General features: G+C 71.3%; 14 protein-coding genes. 9 read left to right on the plus strand and 5 right to left on the minus strand.

What is annotated here, in order from left to right:
* The first annotated feature begins 53 nt into the window (after nt 1-53).
* From AY578_RS21315 to AY578_RS21350, 8 genes are all read left to right on the plus strand, one after another.
* Complete coding sequence (locus tag AY578_RS21315; protein WP_052183252.1) at nt 54-1,010, plus strand: hypothetical protein; 957 nt, start codon at nt 54-56, stop codon at nt 1,008-1,010.
* Nucleotides 1,011-1,082: 72 nt separating this feature from the next.
* Nucleotides 1,083-1,961, plus strand: coding sequence for an LLM class flavin-dependent oxidoreductase (locus AY578_RS21320; protein ID WP_037953214.1), 879 nt, complete (start codon nt 1,083-1,085; stop codon nt 1,959-1,961).
* Between the two features lie 54 nt (nt 1,962-2,015).
* The gene (locus tag AY578_RS21325) at nt 2,016-2,858 is read left to right on the plus strand and encodes a class I SAM-dependent methyltransferase (protein ID WP_136238448.1); all 843 of its coding nucleotides are present in this window, start codon (nt 2,016-2,018) and stop codon (nt 2,856-2,858) included.
* A gap of 936 nt (nt 2,859-3,794) precedes the next feature.
* Nucleotides 3,795-4,169 carry a hypothetical protein gene (locus AY578_RS21330; protein WP_136238449.1) on the plus strand — a complete coding sequence of 125 codons (375 nt, stop codon included), beginning with the start codon at nt 3,795-3,797 and terminating at the stop codon, nt 4,167-4,169.
* 172 nt (nt 4,170-4,341) lie between these two features.
* Nucleotides 4,342-5,115, plus strand: a complete 774-nt coding sequence (locus AY578_RS21335; RefSeq protein ID WP_019522358.1) for an isoprenyl transferase — start codon at nt 4,342-4,344, stop codon at nt 5,113-5,115.
* Nucleotides 5,116-5,533: 418 nt separating this feature from the next.
* Nucleotides 5,534-6,859, plus strand: coding sequence for an RNA 5'-3' helicase PhoH2 (locus tag AY578_RS21340; RefSeq protein ID WP_019522356.1), 1,326 nt, complete (start codon nt 5,534-5,536; stop codon nt 6,857-6,859).
* A 420-nt stretch (nt 6,860-7,279) separates the two neighbouring features.
* On the plus strand, nt 7,280-7,978 hold the full coding sequence (locus AY578_RS21345) for an aggregation-promoting factor C-terminal-like domain-containing protein (protein WP_019522355.1): 699 nt from the start codon (nt 7,280-7,282) through the stop codon (nt 7,976-7,978).
* Between the two features lie 146 nt (nt 7,979-8,124).
* Nucleotides 8,125-9,510, plus strand: a complete 1,386-nt coding sequence (locus tag AY578_RS21350; RefSeq protein ID WP_019522354.1) for an AI-2E family transporter — start codon at nt 8,125-8,127, stop codon at nt 9,508-9,510.
* Between the two features lie 76 nt (nt 9,511-9,586).
* Here AY578_RS21350 and AY578_RS21355 read toward each other — a convergent pair whose 3' ends face one another.
* Nucleotides 9,587-10,120, minus strand: coding sequence for an alkyl hydroperoxide reductase (locus AY578_RS21355; RefSeq protein ID WP_019522353.1), 534 nt, complete (start codon nt 10,118-10,120; stop codon nt 9,587-9,589).
* Nucleotides 10,121-10,126: 6 nt separating this feature from the next.
* Nucleotides 10,127-10,681: a peroxiredoxin gene (locus AY578_RS21360; RefSeq protein WP_019522352.1), complete on the minus strand. Its 555-nt coding sequence runs from the start codon at nt 10,679-10,681 to the stop codon at nt 10,127-10,129.
* A 133-nt stretch (nt 10,682-10,814) separates the two neighbouring features.
* Here AY578_RS21360 and AY578_RS21365 point away from each other — a divergent pair, with 133 nt between their 5' ends.
* The gene (locus AY578_RS21365) at nt 10,815-11,825 is read left to right on the plus strand and encodes a LysR substrate-binding domain-containing protein (RefSeq protein WP_168713425.1); all 1,011 of its coding nucleotides are present in this window, start codon (nt 10,815-10,817) and stop codon (nt 11,823-11,825) included.
* Here AY578_RS21365 and AY578_RS21370 read toward each other — a convergent pair.
* Genes AY578_RS21370 through AY578_RS21380 form a run of 3 tightly spaced genes read right to left on the minus strand, consistent with a single transcriptional unit; the run spans nt 11,770 to nt 15,331 of the window.
* A complete protein-coding gene (locus AY578_RS21370; RefSeq protein ID WP_258904132.1) occupies nt 11,770-14,118 on the minus strand; it encodes an ABC transporter permease in 2,349 nt (782 codons plus the stop codon). The genes AY578_RS21365 and AY578_RS21370 overlap by 56 nt on opposite strands.
* Nucleotides 14,115-14,810, minus strand: coding sequence for an ABC transporter ATP-binding protein (locus tag AY578_RS21375; protein WP_019522349.1), 696 nt, complete (start codon nt 14,808-14,810; stop codon nt 14,115-14,117). Before AY578_RS21375 ends, AY578_RS21370 begins: the two co-directional genes overlap by 4 nt.
* Nucleotides 14,807-15,331 (minus strand): PadR family transcriptional regulator, encoded by a 525-nt coding sequence (locus AY578_RS21380; protein ID WP_026243437.1) that lies wholly within the window; start codon nt 15,329-15,331, stop codon nt 14,807-14,809. Before AY578_RS21380 ends, AY578_RS21375 begins: the two co-directional genes overlap by 4 nt.
* Between the last annotated feature and the right edge of the window lie 114 nt (nt 15,332-15,445).

Raw genomic sequence — 15,445 nt, forward strand, 5'->3', positions numbered from 1 at the left:
TTCTGACGACAACGGCCGTGATCGGAGCAGTGCTGCTGAGCGGTACGCCCGCCATGGCCGACAACGTGATCGGTGGTGGCTCGCAGAACCCGCCTCCCAAGGTGTCGGGAGACGCCGGTCCCGACGGAACGCTGTCCGCCGGTGTCGTCGTCTTCGACCGGTCGAAGAACGGGTCGGGTCCGAAGGCCGGCCCCGTCACCTCCGCCACCACCTGGACTCCGCCCGCCTGCTACTACGCGCCGAAGTACACCCCCGAGCAGCTTCAGAAGTATCTGGAGCCGATCTGGGAGGCGGGAAGTACAGGCCACGAGTGGGACCTCTCGCAGCGCAAGCGGTATGTCGAGGGTGAGCCCTACAAGGACTTCAACAAGGAGAAGGCCGGCGAGGGCTACTGGTGGGACTCCTACGTCACGCCGGGCCGGATCGGGGATCCGGGGGCGCTCGACTGCGATGACCCCATCTTCTGGGTGGACAACAACGACGACCCGCCCGCCGACATCGAGCAGGCCATCACTCCGGAGATGCTGGCGCAGCTCGCCTACGCCGAGATTCGTGTCCCCACGACCGAGGTGGACCTCGCTCCGGACGGGGAGACCAAGGTGAACCTGCCGACCTGGATGTGGCTGGACGGAGCGGACTTCAAGCCGGTCTCGGTCACGGCGTCCGTGCCGCTGCTCGGCATCCAGGCGACCACCACGGCCGTACCGGTATATGCGCGGATCGAGCCGGGCACCTCCGACGCGGAGACGTATCCGCCCTCCGGCGTCTGCGAGATCAACAACGGCCGTATCGGTGAGCCGTACGCCGAGGGCAAGGCGAACCGTACGCCGCCGTGCGGTGTGAAGTACCTGCGTTCTTCGGGCGACGACGCCTACAAGCTCCAGGCCACGGTGACGTGGAAGATTCACTGGACCGGCACCGGAGTCGCCGGTCAGCGGCCGCTCCCGGACGGCACGTTCGGCGGAGAGCAGGACGTCACCGTCCAGGAGATCCAGGCCGTCAACCGCTGACCGCCCGCACACCACGGCCCCCGCCCCGGCGCCGGTTTGCCGGGGCGGGCGTCCGTGGGTAGGTACACCCGCATGACGACGACCCTCGGTGCCGTGTTCCGCCCCCAGCTCGCCCCCGAGCGCCTGCGCTCCGTCGTGCGTGCCGCCGACGCCGCCGGGCTCGACGAGCTGTGGCTCTGGGAGGACTGCTTCCGGGAGGGAGGCATCTCCACCGGCGCCGCCGCCCTCGCGTGGAGCGAGCGGCTGCGTGTCGGCATCGGGCTGCTGCCCGTCCCCCTGCGGAACGTCGCCGTCACCGCCATGGAGGCCGCCTCCCTGCACCGGATGTTCCCCGGCCGCCCCGTCCTCGGCGTCGGACACGGCGTGCAGGACTGGATGGGGCAGGTCGGCGCCCGCGTCGAGTCGCCCCTCACCCTCCTCCGCGAGCATCTCCTCGCCCTCCGCGCCCTGCTGGCAGGCGAGACGGTGACCACCAAGGGCCGCTACGTCTCCCTCGACGACGTCACGCTCGACTGGCCCCCGCCCGGCCGCATCGACGTCCTCGCCGGCGGCATGGGGCCCCGTACCGTACGGCTCAGCGGTGAGGCCGCCGACGGCACCATCCTCACCGCCGACACCTCCGCCGACGGCGTCCGGCGGGCCTGCCGGCTGGTCCGGGAGGGCCGTGTCGCGGCGGGACGTGACCCGGACGGGCACCGGGTCGTCGTCTACCTGCTGACCGCGACCGGCGACGGGGCGCGCGAGCGGCTGGAGGCCGAGCTGGTCGCCGAAGGGCACGCCCCGGACGCCGACCTCGGGGTCGCCGGGGACGCCCACGCCGTCGCCGACGCCGTACGGCGGCTGACCGAGGCGGGCGCCGGCACGGTCGTCCTCCAGCCCACCGGCGACGAACCCGACCCCGAGGGCTTCGTCCGCTTCGCCGCCAAGGACGTACGGCCACTCATCCAGTAGGCCCCCAGGAAAAACAAGCGACGAGTCGCCCCCGCCTCCGGCATCCTCACCCGCATGACCCAGCCCCAGCCCCAGCCCCGCACGCAACCCCGCATCCGGGCCCGCACGTTCGACGAACTCCTCGCCGAAGGCGCCTCCGTGCCCACCGAGGGGTGGGACTTCTCCTGGTTCGAGGGGCGCGCCACCGAGGCCCGGCCGTCCTGGGGGTACGCCACCACCGTCGCCGGCCGGCTGGGCGCGGTGGACGGGCCCGTGCTCGACGTCCAGACCGGCGGGGGAGAGGTCCTCGCGTTCGCCCTCGGCCGGGCGGCCCGGCGGCCCCCGCTGGTCGCCGCCACCGAGGGCTGGCCGCCCAACGTCCGCAAGGCGGCGCACACACTCCGGCCGTACGGCGCCACCGTCGTCGCGGCGGCCGAGGACGCCCCGCTGCCCTTCGCCGACGCGTCCTTCTCCCTCGTCACCAGCCGGCACCCCGTCCGGCCGCTCTGGCACGAGATCGCCCGGGTGCTCCGGCCCGGCGGCACCTACCTCGCCCAGCACGTCGGGCCCGCCAGCGCCTTCGAACTCGTCGAGTACTTCCTCGGCCCGCTCCCCGAGGAGAGCCGCACCGCACGCGACCCCGAGCGGGAGCGGCGGGACGCCGAGGCGGCCGGTCTCGAGGTCGTGGACCTGCGGGCCGAGCGGCTGCGCATGGAGTTCCACGACATCGCCGCAGTCGTGCACTTCCTGCGCAAGGTGATCTGGATGGTCCCCGGCTTCACCGTCGAGGCGTACCGGCCGCGGCTGCGGGAGCTGCACGAGGGGATCGAGGCCGAGGGGTGCTTCGTCGCACACAGCTCACGGCACCTCGTCGAAGCCCGCAGGTCAGAGGCTCGCGCCCACGATCCACGCGCGTAGTGTCCGCATCGTTACGGTCGAGGGCTGGTCTCCGCGGCGGCCCATCGCTTAGGTTCGGACCAATTGATTCGCGCGAGCAAAGCTGCGCGGAAGGGTCACCGCGCAGTGGAGGGGGCTGCGCGGTGCCCACACTTCCCTGGCCCAGTGCCCACACTTCCCCGGCCCGGATTCCACACCTCCCGGCCCGGATTCCACACCTCCCGGCCCAGTGATCACCCCGCGGCCCTCTTCTCCCCGCTTCCGCGTCAAGCCGCGGCCCCCTCCGGGGTCACCCGTCGGAGGGACGGCCGGAAGAGTGGCCGGAATGGTGCAGGGTTGGTGTCACACCGTGCACAGATTCCCCTCAGCGCTCTTTTTTCGCGCGATTTCGTCGGGTTCCGGCCACAAAGACCCCCTGAATCGGCCCCTCCGGGGGCATCCGGGCGTCGTCGGGCGGTTTCGGAGAGTAGTTATGTCGCGCCGATGCACGCAGCATCACTTACGAAGGGTTATGGTGGAAACCCCCCCTCGGGCCGGTCCGTCTCCCCCCCACGGACCGGCCCGTTTTTTCTTGCCCGCCGTCCCGCGCCGTGCGCCCGCGGTCCCGCGCCGTGCGCCCGCCGTGCCGCGCGGCCCGCTGGCTAGAGTCGCGGCATGTCGAACGAGCATCCGACACCGCCTTCCCCGCAGCCTCCCGGCACCCCAGCTCCCTACGGGCAGCCCGCCAGTCCTTCGCCCTACGGGCAGCCCGCCAGTCCCTACGGGCAGCCCGCCAGTCCTTCGCCCTACGGCCAGTCCCCGTACGGACACCCCGGCCCCCAGCCTGCGTACGGCCAGCCTCCCTACCCCCAGCCCCAGTACCCCCAGCCCCAGTACCCCCCGCCCCCGTACGGCCGGCAGCCCCACAGCCACACCCCCCACAGCCAGCCCCCGTATGCCCCGCCCGTCCCCGCCGCCATGCCCGGCCCCGTCCGCGCCGCGCAGATCGTGATGTTCGCGACGTTCGGGATCGGTGTCCTGCTGACCGTCCTCGTCGCGGCCGACTTCGGAGCCCGCGAGTCCGGTCGTTTCTTCAGCAGCTACCTGATGCCCACCGTGCTCTTCGTGCCGGCGCTCCGCTTCCGTACCGCGGGCAACGGTGTGCGCGTGGCCTCGATCGTGCTGGCGAGCCTGCAGATCGTCTTCGCGCTCGGCGGCGCCGCCCGCGGCATCCCGTTCGGCATCCTGCCGGTCGGCACCGGCATCGCCGTCCTGGTGCTGCTCTGCCAGACGTCCGCCAAACAGTGGTTCCGGCGGCAGCACACAAACGGCGTGCCGCAGCAGTACAGCTGACAAAAGTGCGCCAGACCGGACGTTGGGGACCCCCGCCCCGGCAGGGGTACGCTTCGCCTCTGGGGACCGCCATACGGGCAGGGACCGCCCGCGGCCGAGACCGGGCCGCTTGCCGCGCGACTGCGGCGGGGTGCCGCGCCTGTCCGATCCGTACGGAGGGGCTGACGATCACGTGAACCTGCGCGACAAGCTGCGGAGCCTGCTGGTCAGGCTGTACGCGCGCCGGGTGGAAGGCCGCCTGGACACCGCTCAGGTGCCGAAGCACATCGGCGTCATCATGGACGGCAACCGCCGCTGGGCGAAGGCCGCGGGTTCCAGCACGGTGCACGGCCACCGGGCCGGCGCCGAGAAGATCGAGGAGTTCCTCGGCTGGTGCTCCGAGACGGACGTCGAGGTGGTCACCCTGTGGCTGCTGTCGACGGACAACTTCGACCGGCCCAAGGAGGAGCTGGTCCCGCTCCTCGGCATCATCGAGGACGTGGTCCGCACCCTCGCCGCCGACGGACGCTGGCGGGTCCACCACGTGGGCACCCTCGACCTGCTGCCCTCCGGGATGCAGACGGTCCTGAAGGAAGCGGAAGCCGCCACGGCGCACGTCGACGGAATAGTCGTCAACGTCGCCATCGGCTACGGCGGACGCCAGGAGATCGCCGACGCCGTGCGCTCCATGCTCCACGAGGCCCACGACAAGGGCGTCCCGATGGACGAGCTCGCCGAGTCCGTGGACGTCGACATGATCGGACGTCACCTCTACACCAAGGCGCAGCCCGACCCGGACCTCGTCATCCGCACGAGCGGCGAGCAGCGGCTGTCCGGATTCATGCTGTGGCAGACGGCCCACTCGGAGTACTACTTCTGCGAGGTCTTCTGGCCGGCCTTCCGCAAGGTCGACTTCCTGCGCGCGCTGCGCGACTACGCGGCCCGCCACCGCCGCTTCGGCGGCTGAACGCGCCCCACCCCTTCTTCACGGCCACCGCGCCACCCCGTGACCGTGTGGCCGCGCCACCGTGTGACCGCGTGGCGCCCCCATATCACCTCACGCCATCCTGCGCCCCCCGTGTGTCCCCGTGTGTCACCGGGGGTCACGCGCCGTTCACCGGCGCGCCGTCGCGGGCCGTGGCATGGCAGCGCTTGTTCGAGGGCATAACTCAGTCAGGTCGACGCCCGAACCACGGGTGTCGGATCTCAGCGGACGGCACGGGAGCCGTCCGCCCGGGAGGCCCTTTGCACCAGCCCGACCGTGCGGTCACGGCACGGAAGAAGCGGCGGAGGGCCGGTTCTCGGCCCGTCGTGCATCAGGGCCGTCGACCGGTCCAGCTCCGCCTCGTCGCTCCCCGACCTCATCCGAGGGGGTTCGTCCTTCCGTGGTGACCAGCGCAAAGCGCCACAAGCCAGACCGGCGCACCTACGTTCTCGACACCAGCGTCCTGCTGGCCGACCCCCATGCCCCCAGCCGCTTCGACGAGCACGAGGTCGTGCTCCCCGTCGTCGTGGTGACGGAACTGGAGGCCAAGCGGAACCATCCCGAGCTCGGCTACTTCGCCCGTCAGGCCCTGCGCCTGCTGGACGACTACCGGGTGCGGTACGGCCGTCTCGACGCCCCCATTCCGACCGGGGACCTCGGCGGAACCCTGAGGGTCGAGCTCAACCACTCGGACCCCAGCGTGCTGCCCAGCGGCTACCGCCTGGGGGACAACGACTCCCGCATCCTCGCGGTCGCCCGCAATCTGCAGGCGGAGGGGTTCGACGTCACCGTCGTCTCGAAGGACCTCCCGCTCAGGATCAAGGCGTCCTCCGTGGGCCTCCTCGCCGAGGAGTACCGGGCGGAGCTCGCCATCACGGACTCCTCCGGCTGGACCGGAATGTCCGAACTGACCCTGCCCGGCGAGCAGGTGGACATCCTCTTCGAGGAGGGCCATGTGTATGTGCCCGAGGCGGCCGAGCTGCCCGTGCACACCGGTCTGACCATCCAGTCCGAGCGCGGCAAGGCGCTCGGCCGGGTCACCCCGGAGGGCAACGTCCGCCTGGTGCGCGGCGACCGGGAGGCGTTCGGCATCAAGGGCCGCAGCGCCGAGCAGCGGATCGCGCTCGACCTGCTGCTCGACCCGGACGTCGGGATCGTGTCCATGGGCGGCCGGGCCGGCACCGGCAAGTCCGCGCTCGCGCTGTGCGCGGGCCTGGAGGCCGTGCTGGAGCGGCGGCAGCACCAGAAGGTGATGGTCTTCCGTCCGCTGTACGCGGTGGGCGGGCAGGAGCTGGGCTATCTGCCCGGCACCGAGGCCGAGAAGATGAGCCCCTGGGCGCAGGCCGTGTTCGACACGCTGTCGGCGGTCACCAGCCGGGAGGTCATCGAGGAGGTCACCGCGCGCGGCATGCTGGAGGTCCTGCCGCTCACCCACATCCGGGGCCGCTCGCTCCACGACGCGTTCGTCATCGTGGACGAGGCCCAGTCGCTGGAGCGGAACGTCCTGTTGACCGTTCTGTCCCGGATCGGGGCCAATTCCCGGGTCGTCCTGACGCACGACGTGGCGCAGCGGGACAATCTGAGGGTCGGCCGGTACGACGGTGTGGTCGCCGTCGTGGAGAAGCTGAAGGGGCATCCGCTGTTCGCCCACGTGACCCTCAACAGGTCCGAGAGGTCCCAGATCGCGGCCCTTGTGACCGAAATGCTCGAAGACGGTCACATCTGACCCTCGCGTCCCAACGCGGGTCGGTTACGCGCGAGTTGGCGCCGTCCGGGAAAGGCGTAGAGCCTAGCCGGGCGGCGTCGGCGCGTGTGCGGCTTTCCGGTAATCCCCAGGGCCAAACGACATGTGAGCTTTCACACGCAACAGAGAATTGCCTTGCGCCGCCCGGTTACGGCAGAGTCTCACTCCTGTCAGGCCCCGCATACGACACAGCTGTACCCCCAGCGGTACAGAACAACAGCAGAACCCCCTTTCAACTCCATAACCCCGTCGTATGCCGCCCGAGCACCACGCGGCGCTCCTGTCGAAGGAGTTGCCCACCGGGCCCGTGCCTCCCGTGACCCGTAGTTGGGGAGGCCAGTGTCAGGGGCACGATTGCGTCCGCGAGGGTCACCGAAGCGGGCGATGCTGGAAGGAAACCGTGTGAGCCGGATCTCGGTCCGGGGATTCGCAGTGGCCTCGGCCACGGCGGTCACCGCTGTCGGAAGCGTCGTCGGCGTTGCCTCGGGCAGCACCGCAGCGCAGAACAACGACGCCGAAGCGACGGCAGCAGGCACCACGCTGCTCGCGGACATCCCCGCAGGGCAGCAGGCGCAGGTGCAGACCGCGTCGCTGACGCAGCAGGCGCAGACGATGGCCATCGCCGCGGACGCGACCGCCAAGAAGGACGCGGAGGAGGCAGCCCGCAAGGCCGCCGCCGAGACCGCGATCGCGAAGAAGAAGGAAGCCGAGAAGGCCGCCCAGGAGGCCAAGGAGCGCGAGGAGGCCGAGAAGGCCGCCAGCCGCTCCGCCGCGCGGGAGGCTTCCACCTTCGCCGTCCAGGCCTCCTACTCGGTCTCCGAGGTCCAGGCCATCGCGCGCCAGATGGTGCCCGCCGACCAGTTCCAGTGCTTCAGCAACATCGTGGACCACGAGTCCAGCTGGAACTACCAGGCCTCGAACCCCTCTTCCGGCGCCTACGGCCTCGTGCAGGCCCTGCCGGGCTCCAAGATGGCCTCCGCCGGCGCCGACTGGCAGACCAACCCGGCCACCCAGATCAAGTGGGGCCTCAACTACATGGACAGCCGCTACGGCAGCCCGTGCGGCGCCTGGGAGTTCTGGCAGGCCAACAACTGGTACTAGGTCCGCGGACCCTCCCGCCGCTCACGCGGCGCGCTCGTTTCCGGCACAGCCCCGCACCGTCCTACGGTGCGGGGCTGTCGCCCTGTACGGTCTGACCGACGGCGCCAGGGGGACTGGTGGGTGGAAACGGGGGAAGAGGACGGATCATGTCGCGACTGCCAGGGTGGCTCGACCGGGTCGGAGCCGGACTGACGAAGGTCGGCAAACGGCTGGAGGAGCGCCGCGCCGAAGTCACGCGCGACCGGGAGCCGGACGACGACCCCGAGCGCCACACCGCCGACCCCGACCGCATGCCCCCGCCCCCCGAGTACACCCAGGTCGTCCTCCCGCAGCGCCCCGACCCGGCGCAGGCCGTGCCCTGGGGCGTCAGGGTCGCCGCCGAGGCCGGCTGGCGGCTGCTGGTGCTCGCGGGCACCGTCTGGGTGCTGATGCGCATCATCAGCGCCGTCCAGTTGGTGGTGCTGGCGTTCGTCGCCTCGCTGCTCATCACCGCGCTGCTCCAGCCCACCGTCGCCCGGCTGCGGCGGATCGGGGTGCCGCGCGGACCGGCCACCGTGCTGACCGCCCTGTTCGGCTTCATCGTCATGGGGCTCATCGGCTGGTTCGTGACCTGGCAGGTGATGGAGAACGTCGACACCCTCGCCGACCAGATCCAGGACGGCATCGACGAACTGCGCAACTGGCTGCTCAACAGCCCGTTCCACGTCACCGACAAGCAGATCAACGAGATCGCCAAGAACCTGCGTGAGGCGGTCGGCGCCAACACCGAGCAGATCACCTCGGCCGGCCTGGAGGGCGTCACGGTCGTCGTCGAGGCGCTCACCGGCATCCTGCTGGCCGTCTTCTCGACGCTGTTCCTGCTCTACGACGGCAAGCGGATCTGGCAGTGGTCCCTCAAGCTGGTCCCGGCCGCGGCCCGTCCGGGCGTCGCCGGCGCCGGCCCGGTCGCCTGGCGCACCCTCACCGCGTACGTGCGGGGCACGGTGGTGGTGGCGCTGATCGACGCCATCTTCATCGGCCTCGGCATCTACTTCCTCGACGTGCCGCTCGCCGTGCCGCTGGCCGTCTTCATCTTCCTGTTCTCGTTCATCCCGCTCGTCGGCGCGGTGGTGTCCGGCGCGCTGGCCGTCGTCGTCGGGCTCGTCACCCAGGGCGTGTTCACCGGGGTGATGGTGCTCGTGGTGGTGCTGGCGGTCCAGCAGATCGAGGGCCACATCCTCCAGCCGTTCATCCTCGGCCGCGCGGTGCGGGTCCACCCGCTGGCGGTGGTGCTGGCCGTGGCCTCCGGCGGTCTCGTCGCGGGCATCGGCGGCGCGGTGGTCGCCGTGCCGCTGGTCGCCGTCTCCAACACCGTCGTCGGCTATCTGCGGGCGTTCTCCCACGAGGCGGCCCTCGTGCAGGCGCCCCGGCCGCGGGGCGCGACGGCCATGTCCGCGCCGGACGCCCCGGCCCCGGCGCACGCCGAACCACAGCCGCCGGCCGCGGAGTCCGAGCGGCCCGGGGAGCCCGACCGGCCCTCGGACGAGCGCTGAAGCGCACGCGGAACGCCGAAGGGCCCGCCCACCCCGAAGGGTGGACGGGCCCGTACGTGACAGGGCGGGCGCGGAGTTACTCCGCGAGCGCCGCCTCGGCGTCGAGGGTCGCGGCGACGGCCTGGACCACCGCGGCGATCTTGAACGCCTCCTGGATCACGTCACGTTCCACGCCGGCCTTGCGCAGCACCTGCTCGTGCGAGTCGAGGCACATGCCGCAGCCGTTGATCGCGGAGACCGCGAAGGACCAGTACTCGAAGTCGACCTTGTCGACGCCCGGGTTGCCGATGACGTTCATCCGCAGACCCGCGCGCAGGTTGCCGTACTCGTGGTCCGACAGCAGGTGGCGGGTGCGGTAGAAGACGTTGTTCATCGCCATCACCGCGGCGGCGGCCTTGGCGGCCGTGTACGCCTCGGGCGACAGGTTCGCCTTCGCCTCCGGCTCCAGCTCGCGCAGCACGATCGGGGAGCGCGAGGCGATCGCGGTCGCCAGCACCGTGCCCCAGAGCTGCTGGGCGGGCAGGTCGGAGTTGCCGATGACCGAGCCCAGGTTGAGCTTCAGGTCCTTGGCGTAGTCCGGTATGCGGGACTTCAGGGAGTCGAGGGACATGTCAGCTCACTCTCCCGACAGCAGCGCGACCGGGTCCAGGGTCTCGTCGCCCTTGGACCAGTTGCACGGGCAGAGCTCGTCGGTCTGCAGGGCGTCCAGGACCCGCAGGACCTCCTTCGGGTTACGGCCGACGGAGCCGGCGGTCACCATGGAGAACTGGATCTCGTTGTTCTGGTCCACGATGAACACGGCGCGCTTGGCGTAGCCGTCCTCGCCCTCGATGCCGAGGTCGCGCATCAGCTCGTGCTTCGGGTCCGCCATCATCGGGAACGGCAGGTCGCGCAGGTCGTCGTGGTCCTTGCGCCAGGCGTGGTGGACGAACTCCGAGTCACCGGAGAAGCCGAGGATCTGGGCGTCGCGGTCGGCGAACTCGTCGTTCAGCTTGCCGAACGCGGCGATCTCGGTCGGGCACACGAAGGTGAAGTCCTTGGGCCACGCGAAGACGACCTTCCACTTGCCCTCGTAGGTCTTGTGGTCGATCGTCTCGAACTCCTTGCCCTTCTCCAGCGAGACGCAGGCGGTCAGTTCGAACTCGGGGAACTTGTCACCGACAGTGAGCACACGCTCTCCTTGCAGCGAAGAAACACCCGGATTGCGGGTGTTTCCCATGGGTTGGACTCGGTTGATGTTGGCACAGAGTGCATTGATCAGTGAAATAGCTACACTCGGTCGGGTTGATCGGAGGGACCTATCAGTGACTGTCGGTGACCGGCGTAGACAACCGAGCCTTGCCCAGTTGCGGGCGTTCGCGGCGGTGGCCGAGCATCTTCACTTCCGCGACGCCGCGGGAGCCCTGGGGATGAGCCAGCCCGCGCTGTCCGGGGCGCTGTCCGCGCTGGAGGAGACACTCGGCGTGACGCTCGTGGAGCGTACGACACGCAGAGTGCTGCTCACCCCCGCCGGGGAGCAGCTCGCCGCCCGCGCCAAGTCCGTGCTCGCGGACGTCGGCGCGCTCATGGAGGAGGCGGACGCGCTGCGGGCGCCGTTCACCGGGGTGCTGCGGCTCGGCGTCATCCCGACCGTGGCGCCGTACCTGCTGCCGACGGTGCTGCGGCTGGTGCACGACCGCTATCCGCGTCTCGACCTCCAGGTGCACGAGGAGCACACCGCGAGCCTGCTCGACGGGCTGGCCGCCGGACGGCTCGACCTGCTGCTGCTCGCGGTGCCGCTCGGGGTCGCCGGGGTCACCGAACTGCCGCTGTTCGACGAGGACTTCGTGCTGGTCACCCCGCCGGGCCACCGGCTCGGCGGGCGCAGCGGCCTGCCGCGCACGGTGCTGCGCGAGCTGAACCTGCTGCTGCTCGACGAGGGGCACTGCCTGCGCGACCAGGCGCTCGACATCTGCCGTGAGGCCGGCAGCGCGGGGGTGGCGGCCACCACCACGGCGGCCGGACTGTCCACGCTGGTCCAGCTCGTCGCGGGCGGCCTCGGCGTCACGCTGCTGCCGCGCACCGCCGTCGAGGTGGAGACGAGCCGCGCCGACCGCCTCCTCACCGCGCACTTCGCCGACCCCGCCCCGAAACGCCGCATCGCCCTCGCCATGCGCACGGGCACGGCGAGGGCGACGGAGTACGGACAGCTGGCGGTGGCGCTCCGCGGGGCGATGCGCGACCTGCCGGTCCGCACGGTGGAGGACCGACGGCCCGGGACTACTCGGTGCGGAGACCGTCCGGGCGCATCATCCTCAGCAGGGGCGGCAGGCTGAGCAGGGTGACCAGGGCGACCACGCCCGCGCCGACCGCCGTCATCCCGGCCACGCTGCCCCAGTCCACCTGGACCGGCGTCGCGGTCATCCGCAGCAGCACCGCCCCGAGGACCGTGCCCACCAGGGCGGAGAGTGCGAGCCCCAGACCGATCGGGATCGCCGTCTGCCACAGCACCGACAGGCTCAGCGTGCGCCGCCGGGTGCCGAAGGCGACCAGGGCCGACAGCAGCTTGCGGCGCTCCCGCAGCTGTTCGAGCTGCGAGACCAGCAGGCTCGTCCCGATGAGGAAGAGCACGGCGGCGGCGCCGACGAACAGGCCCGTGCGAATGGAGTCGAACCGGGTGGTGCGCTCGGTGGCGACCCAGGTCGAGGCGTGGGCCAGCGGGTCGACGGAGGCGGCCGTGTTCCGCACCAGGTCCTGCGCGTCGGCCACCGACTCGTCCACGCCGAGCCACAGCCTTCCGGACATCCGCTCCTCGACACCGGGCGTCACGGCGCCCGGCGTCAGCAGGAAGCCGCTGCTCATCATCCCGGACGGGTCCTCGACGGCCGTCGCGCTCTTCACACCCTCGGGCACGGTCCAGACGACGTCCTGCCGAGGGGCGGCGGGATCGCCGGTCGGCTGCATGTGCAGGGTGCGGCCGGGCTTGTTGAGCAAGGGGGTGTCCGTGTCGTAGTCGGCGCCGGTGAGTGCGAAGACGTCACCGTCCCGGCAGTCGGCCAGCTTTGCGAGCGTGCGCAGGGTCTCGCAGTCGCCGACGGTCAGCTGCGCCCCCCGCACCGCTTCCTCGGGGTCGTCGGTGAGCTTCTCGTAGGCGTATCCGTGGGACAGCGCCTGGACGTCGCGCACGCTCTCGGTCTTCTCGAACGCCGCCGCGGCCGGGGCCACCGGGACGCCGTCGGGCAGCTCGACCTGCATCTGCGCGCGGGACACGTCCTGTCCCGTGTCGCGGGTGTACTGGCCTTCGATGCCCGTGAACAGCATCTGCAGGGCGATCGCACCGGCCACCGCCACGGCGATGCCGTTGACCATGCGGGCCGCGGTGCCGCTGCTCAGCTGGAGCCGGCGCACGGCGAGCTGCCAGGCCAGACCGCCCGCGCCCAGCCGGCCCACGACCGTCTCCACGATCCAGGGCAGCAGGGCGGTGACCCCGACGAGGAGGCACATCACACCGCCGACGACCAGGACCTGGTTGAAGTCGCCGTTGTCGCTGCCCTGGCCGATCATCGGCACGAGCATGGCGACGCCCGCCAGCGGCAGCAGCAGCCGCCACCACAGCCGGCGGCGGGCCGGCCGTGCGGTGCGGACCACACCCAGCGGCTCGATGACCACGCCGCGCAGCGCGATCAGGGTGACCAGCACCGCGGCGGCCGGCACCGCGACCCCGACCAGCAGCGCCAGCAGCGGCGACGGGTTGAGGTCGGCGGCGAAGACGCTGACGCGGAACAGCTCGACGGACGACGCGAATTCACGTCCGGCCAGGAAGAACAGGGTGCCGAAGACCAGCCCGAGCACCGCGCCGGCGAGAGCCTCGCCCGCGGCGATCCTCCGGGTCATCCGGCTGTCCGAGCCGACCAGCCGCAGCGCGGCGAGCCTGCGGTCGCGCCGCTCGCCGCCGAACCGTACGGCGGTGGCGATGAACACGCCGACCGGCACCAGCAGCACCACGAAGATGACCAGTGTCAGCATGACGAGGACGGGGTCCAGCGGCTCGGTGTACTGGCTGCGGTCCGCGCCGAAGGACTCGATCCGCATGACCGTCGGGCTGTCCAGCCGCTCGGCGAGGCCCGTGGTGCCCGCGTAGAAGGCGAGTTCCTGGGAGCCGATCAGGCCGGAGTCGCCGATGGTGCCCACGACGTCGTACGGCAGCCGGTCCCGCAGCAGTTCGCCCTCGTCGGACGCGAGGAGCTTCTTCAGGGCGGGGGAGACCACCATCGTCCCCGGCTCGGGGAGTTCGCTCACCCCGGGCGGCACCGGGGCGTCGGGACCCTCGGCCTCCACCAGGCGGCCGCGGACGTCGGTGTCCCTGAAGTCGCTGTTGGCGTGCGCGATGAGCAGGGTGTGGTCCGACGGGCGCAGGGTGTCCTCGACGTACACGTGGTCCTGGCGGGCGTCCTCCCGCCGGTCACGTGCGTCGAGCAGGTTCGGCACGGCGGCGGTGAGCAGCAGCAGCGCCACCCCCAGACCCACGCCCACCGCGGTGAGCAGCGCCCGGGTCCAGCCCTCACGGCCGCCGGTGACGGCGAACCGGGCGCCCAGCGTGAGGTCCCGCGCCCACTGACGGGCGCTCATACGACCCGCTCCATGTCACGTGCCTTGCCGTCGCGGACGACGATCTCGCGGTCGGAGTAGGCGGCGACCCGCGCCTCGTGGGTGACGAGGACGACGGCGGCGTTGGCGGAGCGGGCGGCCTCGGTGAGCAGCTCCATCACGCGCTCGCCGTTCAGCGAGTCCAGCGCGCCGGTCGGCTCGTCGGCGAACACCACGCGCGGTCCCGTAACGAGCGCGCGGGCGACCGCGACCCGCTGGCCCTGACCGCCGGACACCTCGCCGGGCCGCTTGCCGCGGACGTCGTCGACCTCCAGGCGCTGCATCCAGGTGAGGGCGGTGCGCTCGGCCTCCTTGCGGGGGGTGCCGTTCAGCCGGAGCGGCAGCGCGACGTTCTCCACGCAGGTCAGCTCCGGCACCAGCTGGCCGAACTGGAACACGAAGCCGAACTCGGAGCGGCGCAGGGCGCTGCGCTCGGAGTCGTTCATCGCGGTCAGCTCACGGCCGTTGTACGTGATGGACCCGGCGTCGGGGGTGACGATCCCGGCGAGGCAGTGCAGCAGGGTCGACTTGCCGGAGCCGGAGGGGCCCATCACGGCGACGACCTCGCCCGGGTGGATGGAGAACGCGGCGTTGTCGAGCGCCTTGGTCGGGCCGTAGGTCTTCTGCAGGTCCCGTGCGGCGAGCAGGGAACCGGCGGGTGCGGACGTGGTCATCGGGCCACCGCCTCACGGAGTTTGTCGAGGCGCGCGGCGGTCAGCTCCAGCCAGCGCAGGTCGGCCTCGAGGTGGAAGAGGGCGTGATCGCAGATCAGCTGGTCGGCGAGGTCGCCCTTGCGCTTGCGGTCGGTGAGGATGCGCATGCTGCGCAGATGCTCCGACCTCTGCGTGTCGAGGATGTCGGCGGCGTCGCGCTCGGTGAGGAGCGCGAGGACGACCTTGGTGTAGAGCGTCGACTGGAGGTACGGCTCGGGCTTCTCCGGCGTGGCGAGCCACTGGGCGACGTCGGTGACGCCGGCCTCGGTGATGGCGTACCGCTTGCGCTCGGGGCCGCCGCCGGCCTCGATGCCGTCGACCTCGACGAGGCCGTTCTTCAGCAGCCGCGACATCGTCGAGTAGACCTGGCCGTAGTGCAGCGGCCGGTCGTGACCGAACTTCTCGTCGAAGGCCCGCTTCAGGTCGTAACCATGACGCGGCCCGGACTCCAGGAGCCCCAGAAGGGTGTGACCGATGGACATGCGGAGCACTCTACACACCGTGTATACGCCGTATGTATACGCGGAGTGTGCAGATCGTGCGTGCTCCCCCGAAGCCCCAGGTGAGGCCCTGTTGTCACGGTTCTGTCACCGAGG

This window comes from Streptomyces thermocarboxydus, from assembly GCF_024760485.1.
In the GTDB taxonomy this organism is placed as follows: Bacteria; Actinomycetota; Actinomycetes; order Streptomycetales; family Streptomycetaceae; genus Streptomyces; species Streptomyces cellulosae.

What these genes read in the sequence shown, in the direction of transcription:
- AY578_RS21315 (WP_052183252.1), top strand. Translation starts at nt 54, where the DNA reads ATGGCCGACAACGTGATCGGTGGTGGCTCGCAGAACCCGCCTCCCAAG.
- AY578_RS21320 (WP_037953214.1), top strand. Translation starts at nt 1,083, where the DNA reads ATGACGACGACCCTCGGTGCCGTGTTCCGCCCCCAGCTCGCCCCCGAG.
- AY578_RS21325 (WP_136238448.1), top strand. Translation starts at nt 2,016, where the DNA reads ATGACCCAGCCCCAGCCCCAGCCCCGCACGCAACCCCGCATCCGGGCC.
- AY578_RS21330 (WP_136238449.1), top strand. Translation starts at nt 3,795, where the DNA reads ATGCCCGGCCCCGTCCGCGCCGCGCAGATCGTGATGTTCGCGACGTTC.
- AY578_RS21350 (WP_019522354.1), top strand. Translation starts at nt 8,125, where the DNA reads ATGTCGCGACTGCCAGGGTGGCTCGACCGGGTCGGAGCCGGACTGACG.
- AY578_RS21355 (WP_019522353.1), bottom strand. Translation starts at nt 10,120, where the DNA reads ATGTCCCTCGACTCCCTGAAGTCCCGCATACCGGACTACGCCAAGGAC.
- AY578_RS21370 (WP_258904132.1), bottom strand. Translation starts at nt 14,118, where the DNA reads ATGAGCGCCCGTCAGTGGGCGCGGGACCTCACGCTGGGCGCCCGGTTC.
- AY578_RS21375 (WP_019522349.1), bottom strand. Translation starts at nt 14,810, where the DNA reads ATGACCACGTCCGCACCCGCCGGTTCCCTGCTCGCCGCACGGGACCTG.
- AY578_RS21380 (WP_026243437.1), bottom strand. Translation starts at nt 15,331, where the DNA reads ATGTCCATCGGTCACACCCTTCTGGGGCTCCTGGAGTCCGGGCCGCGT.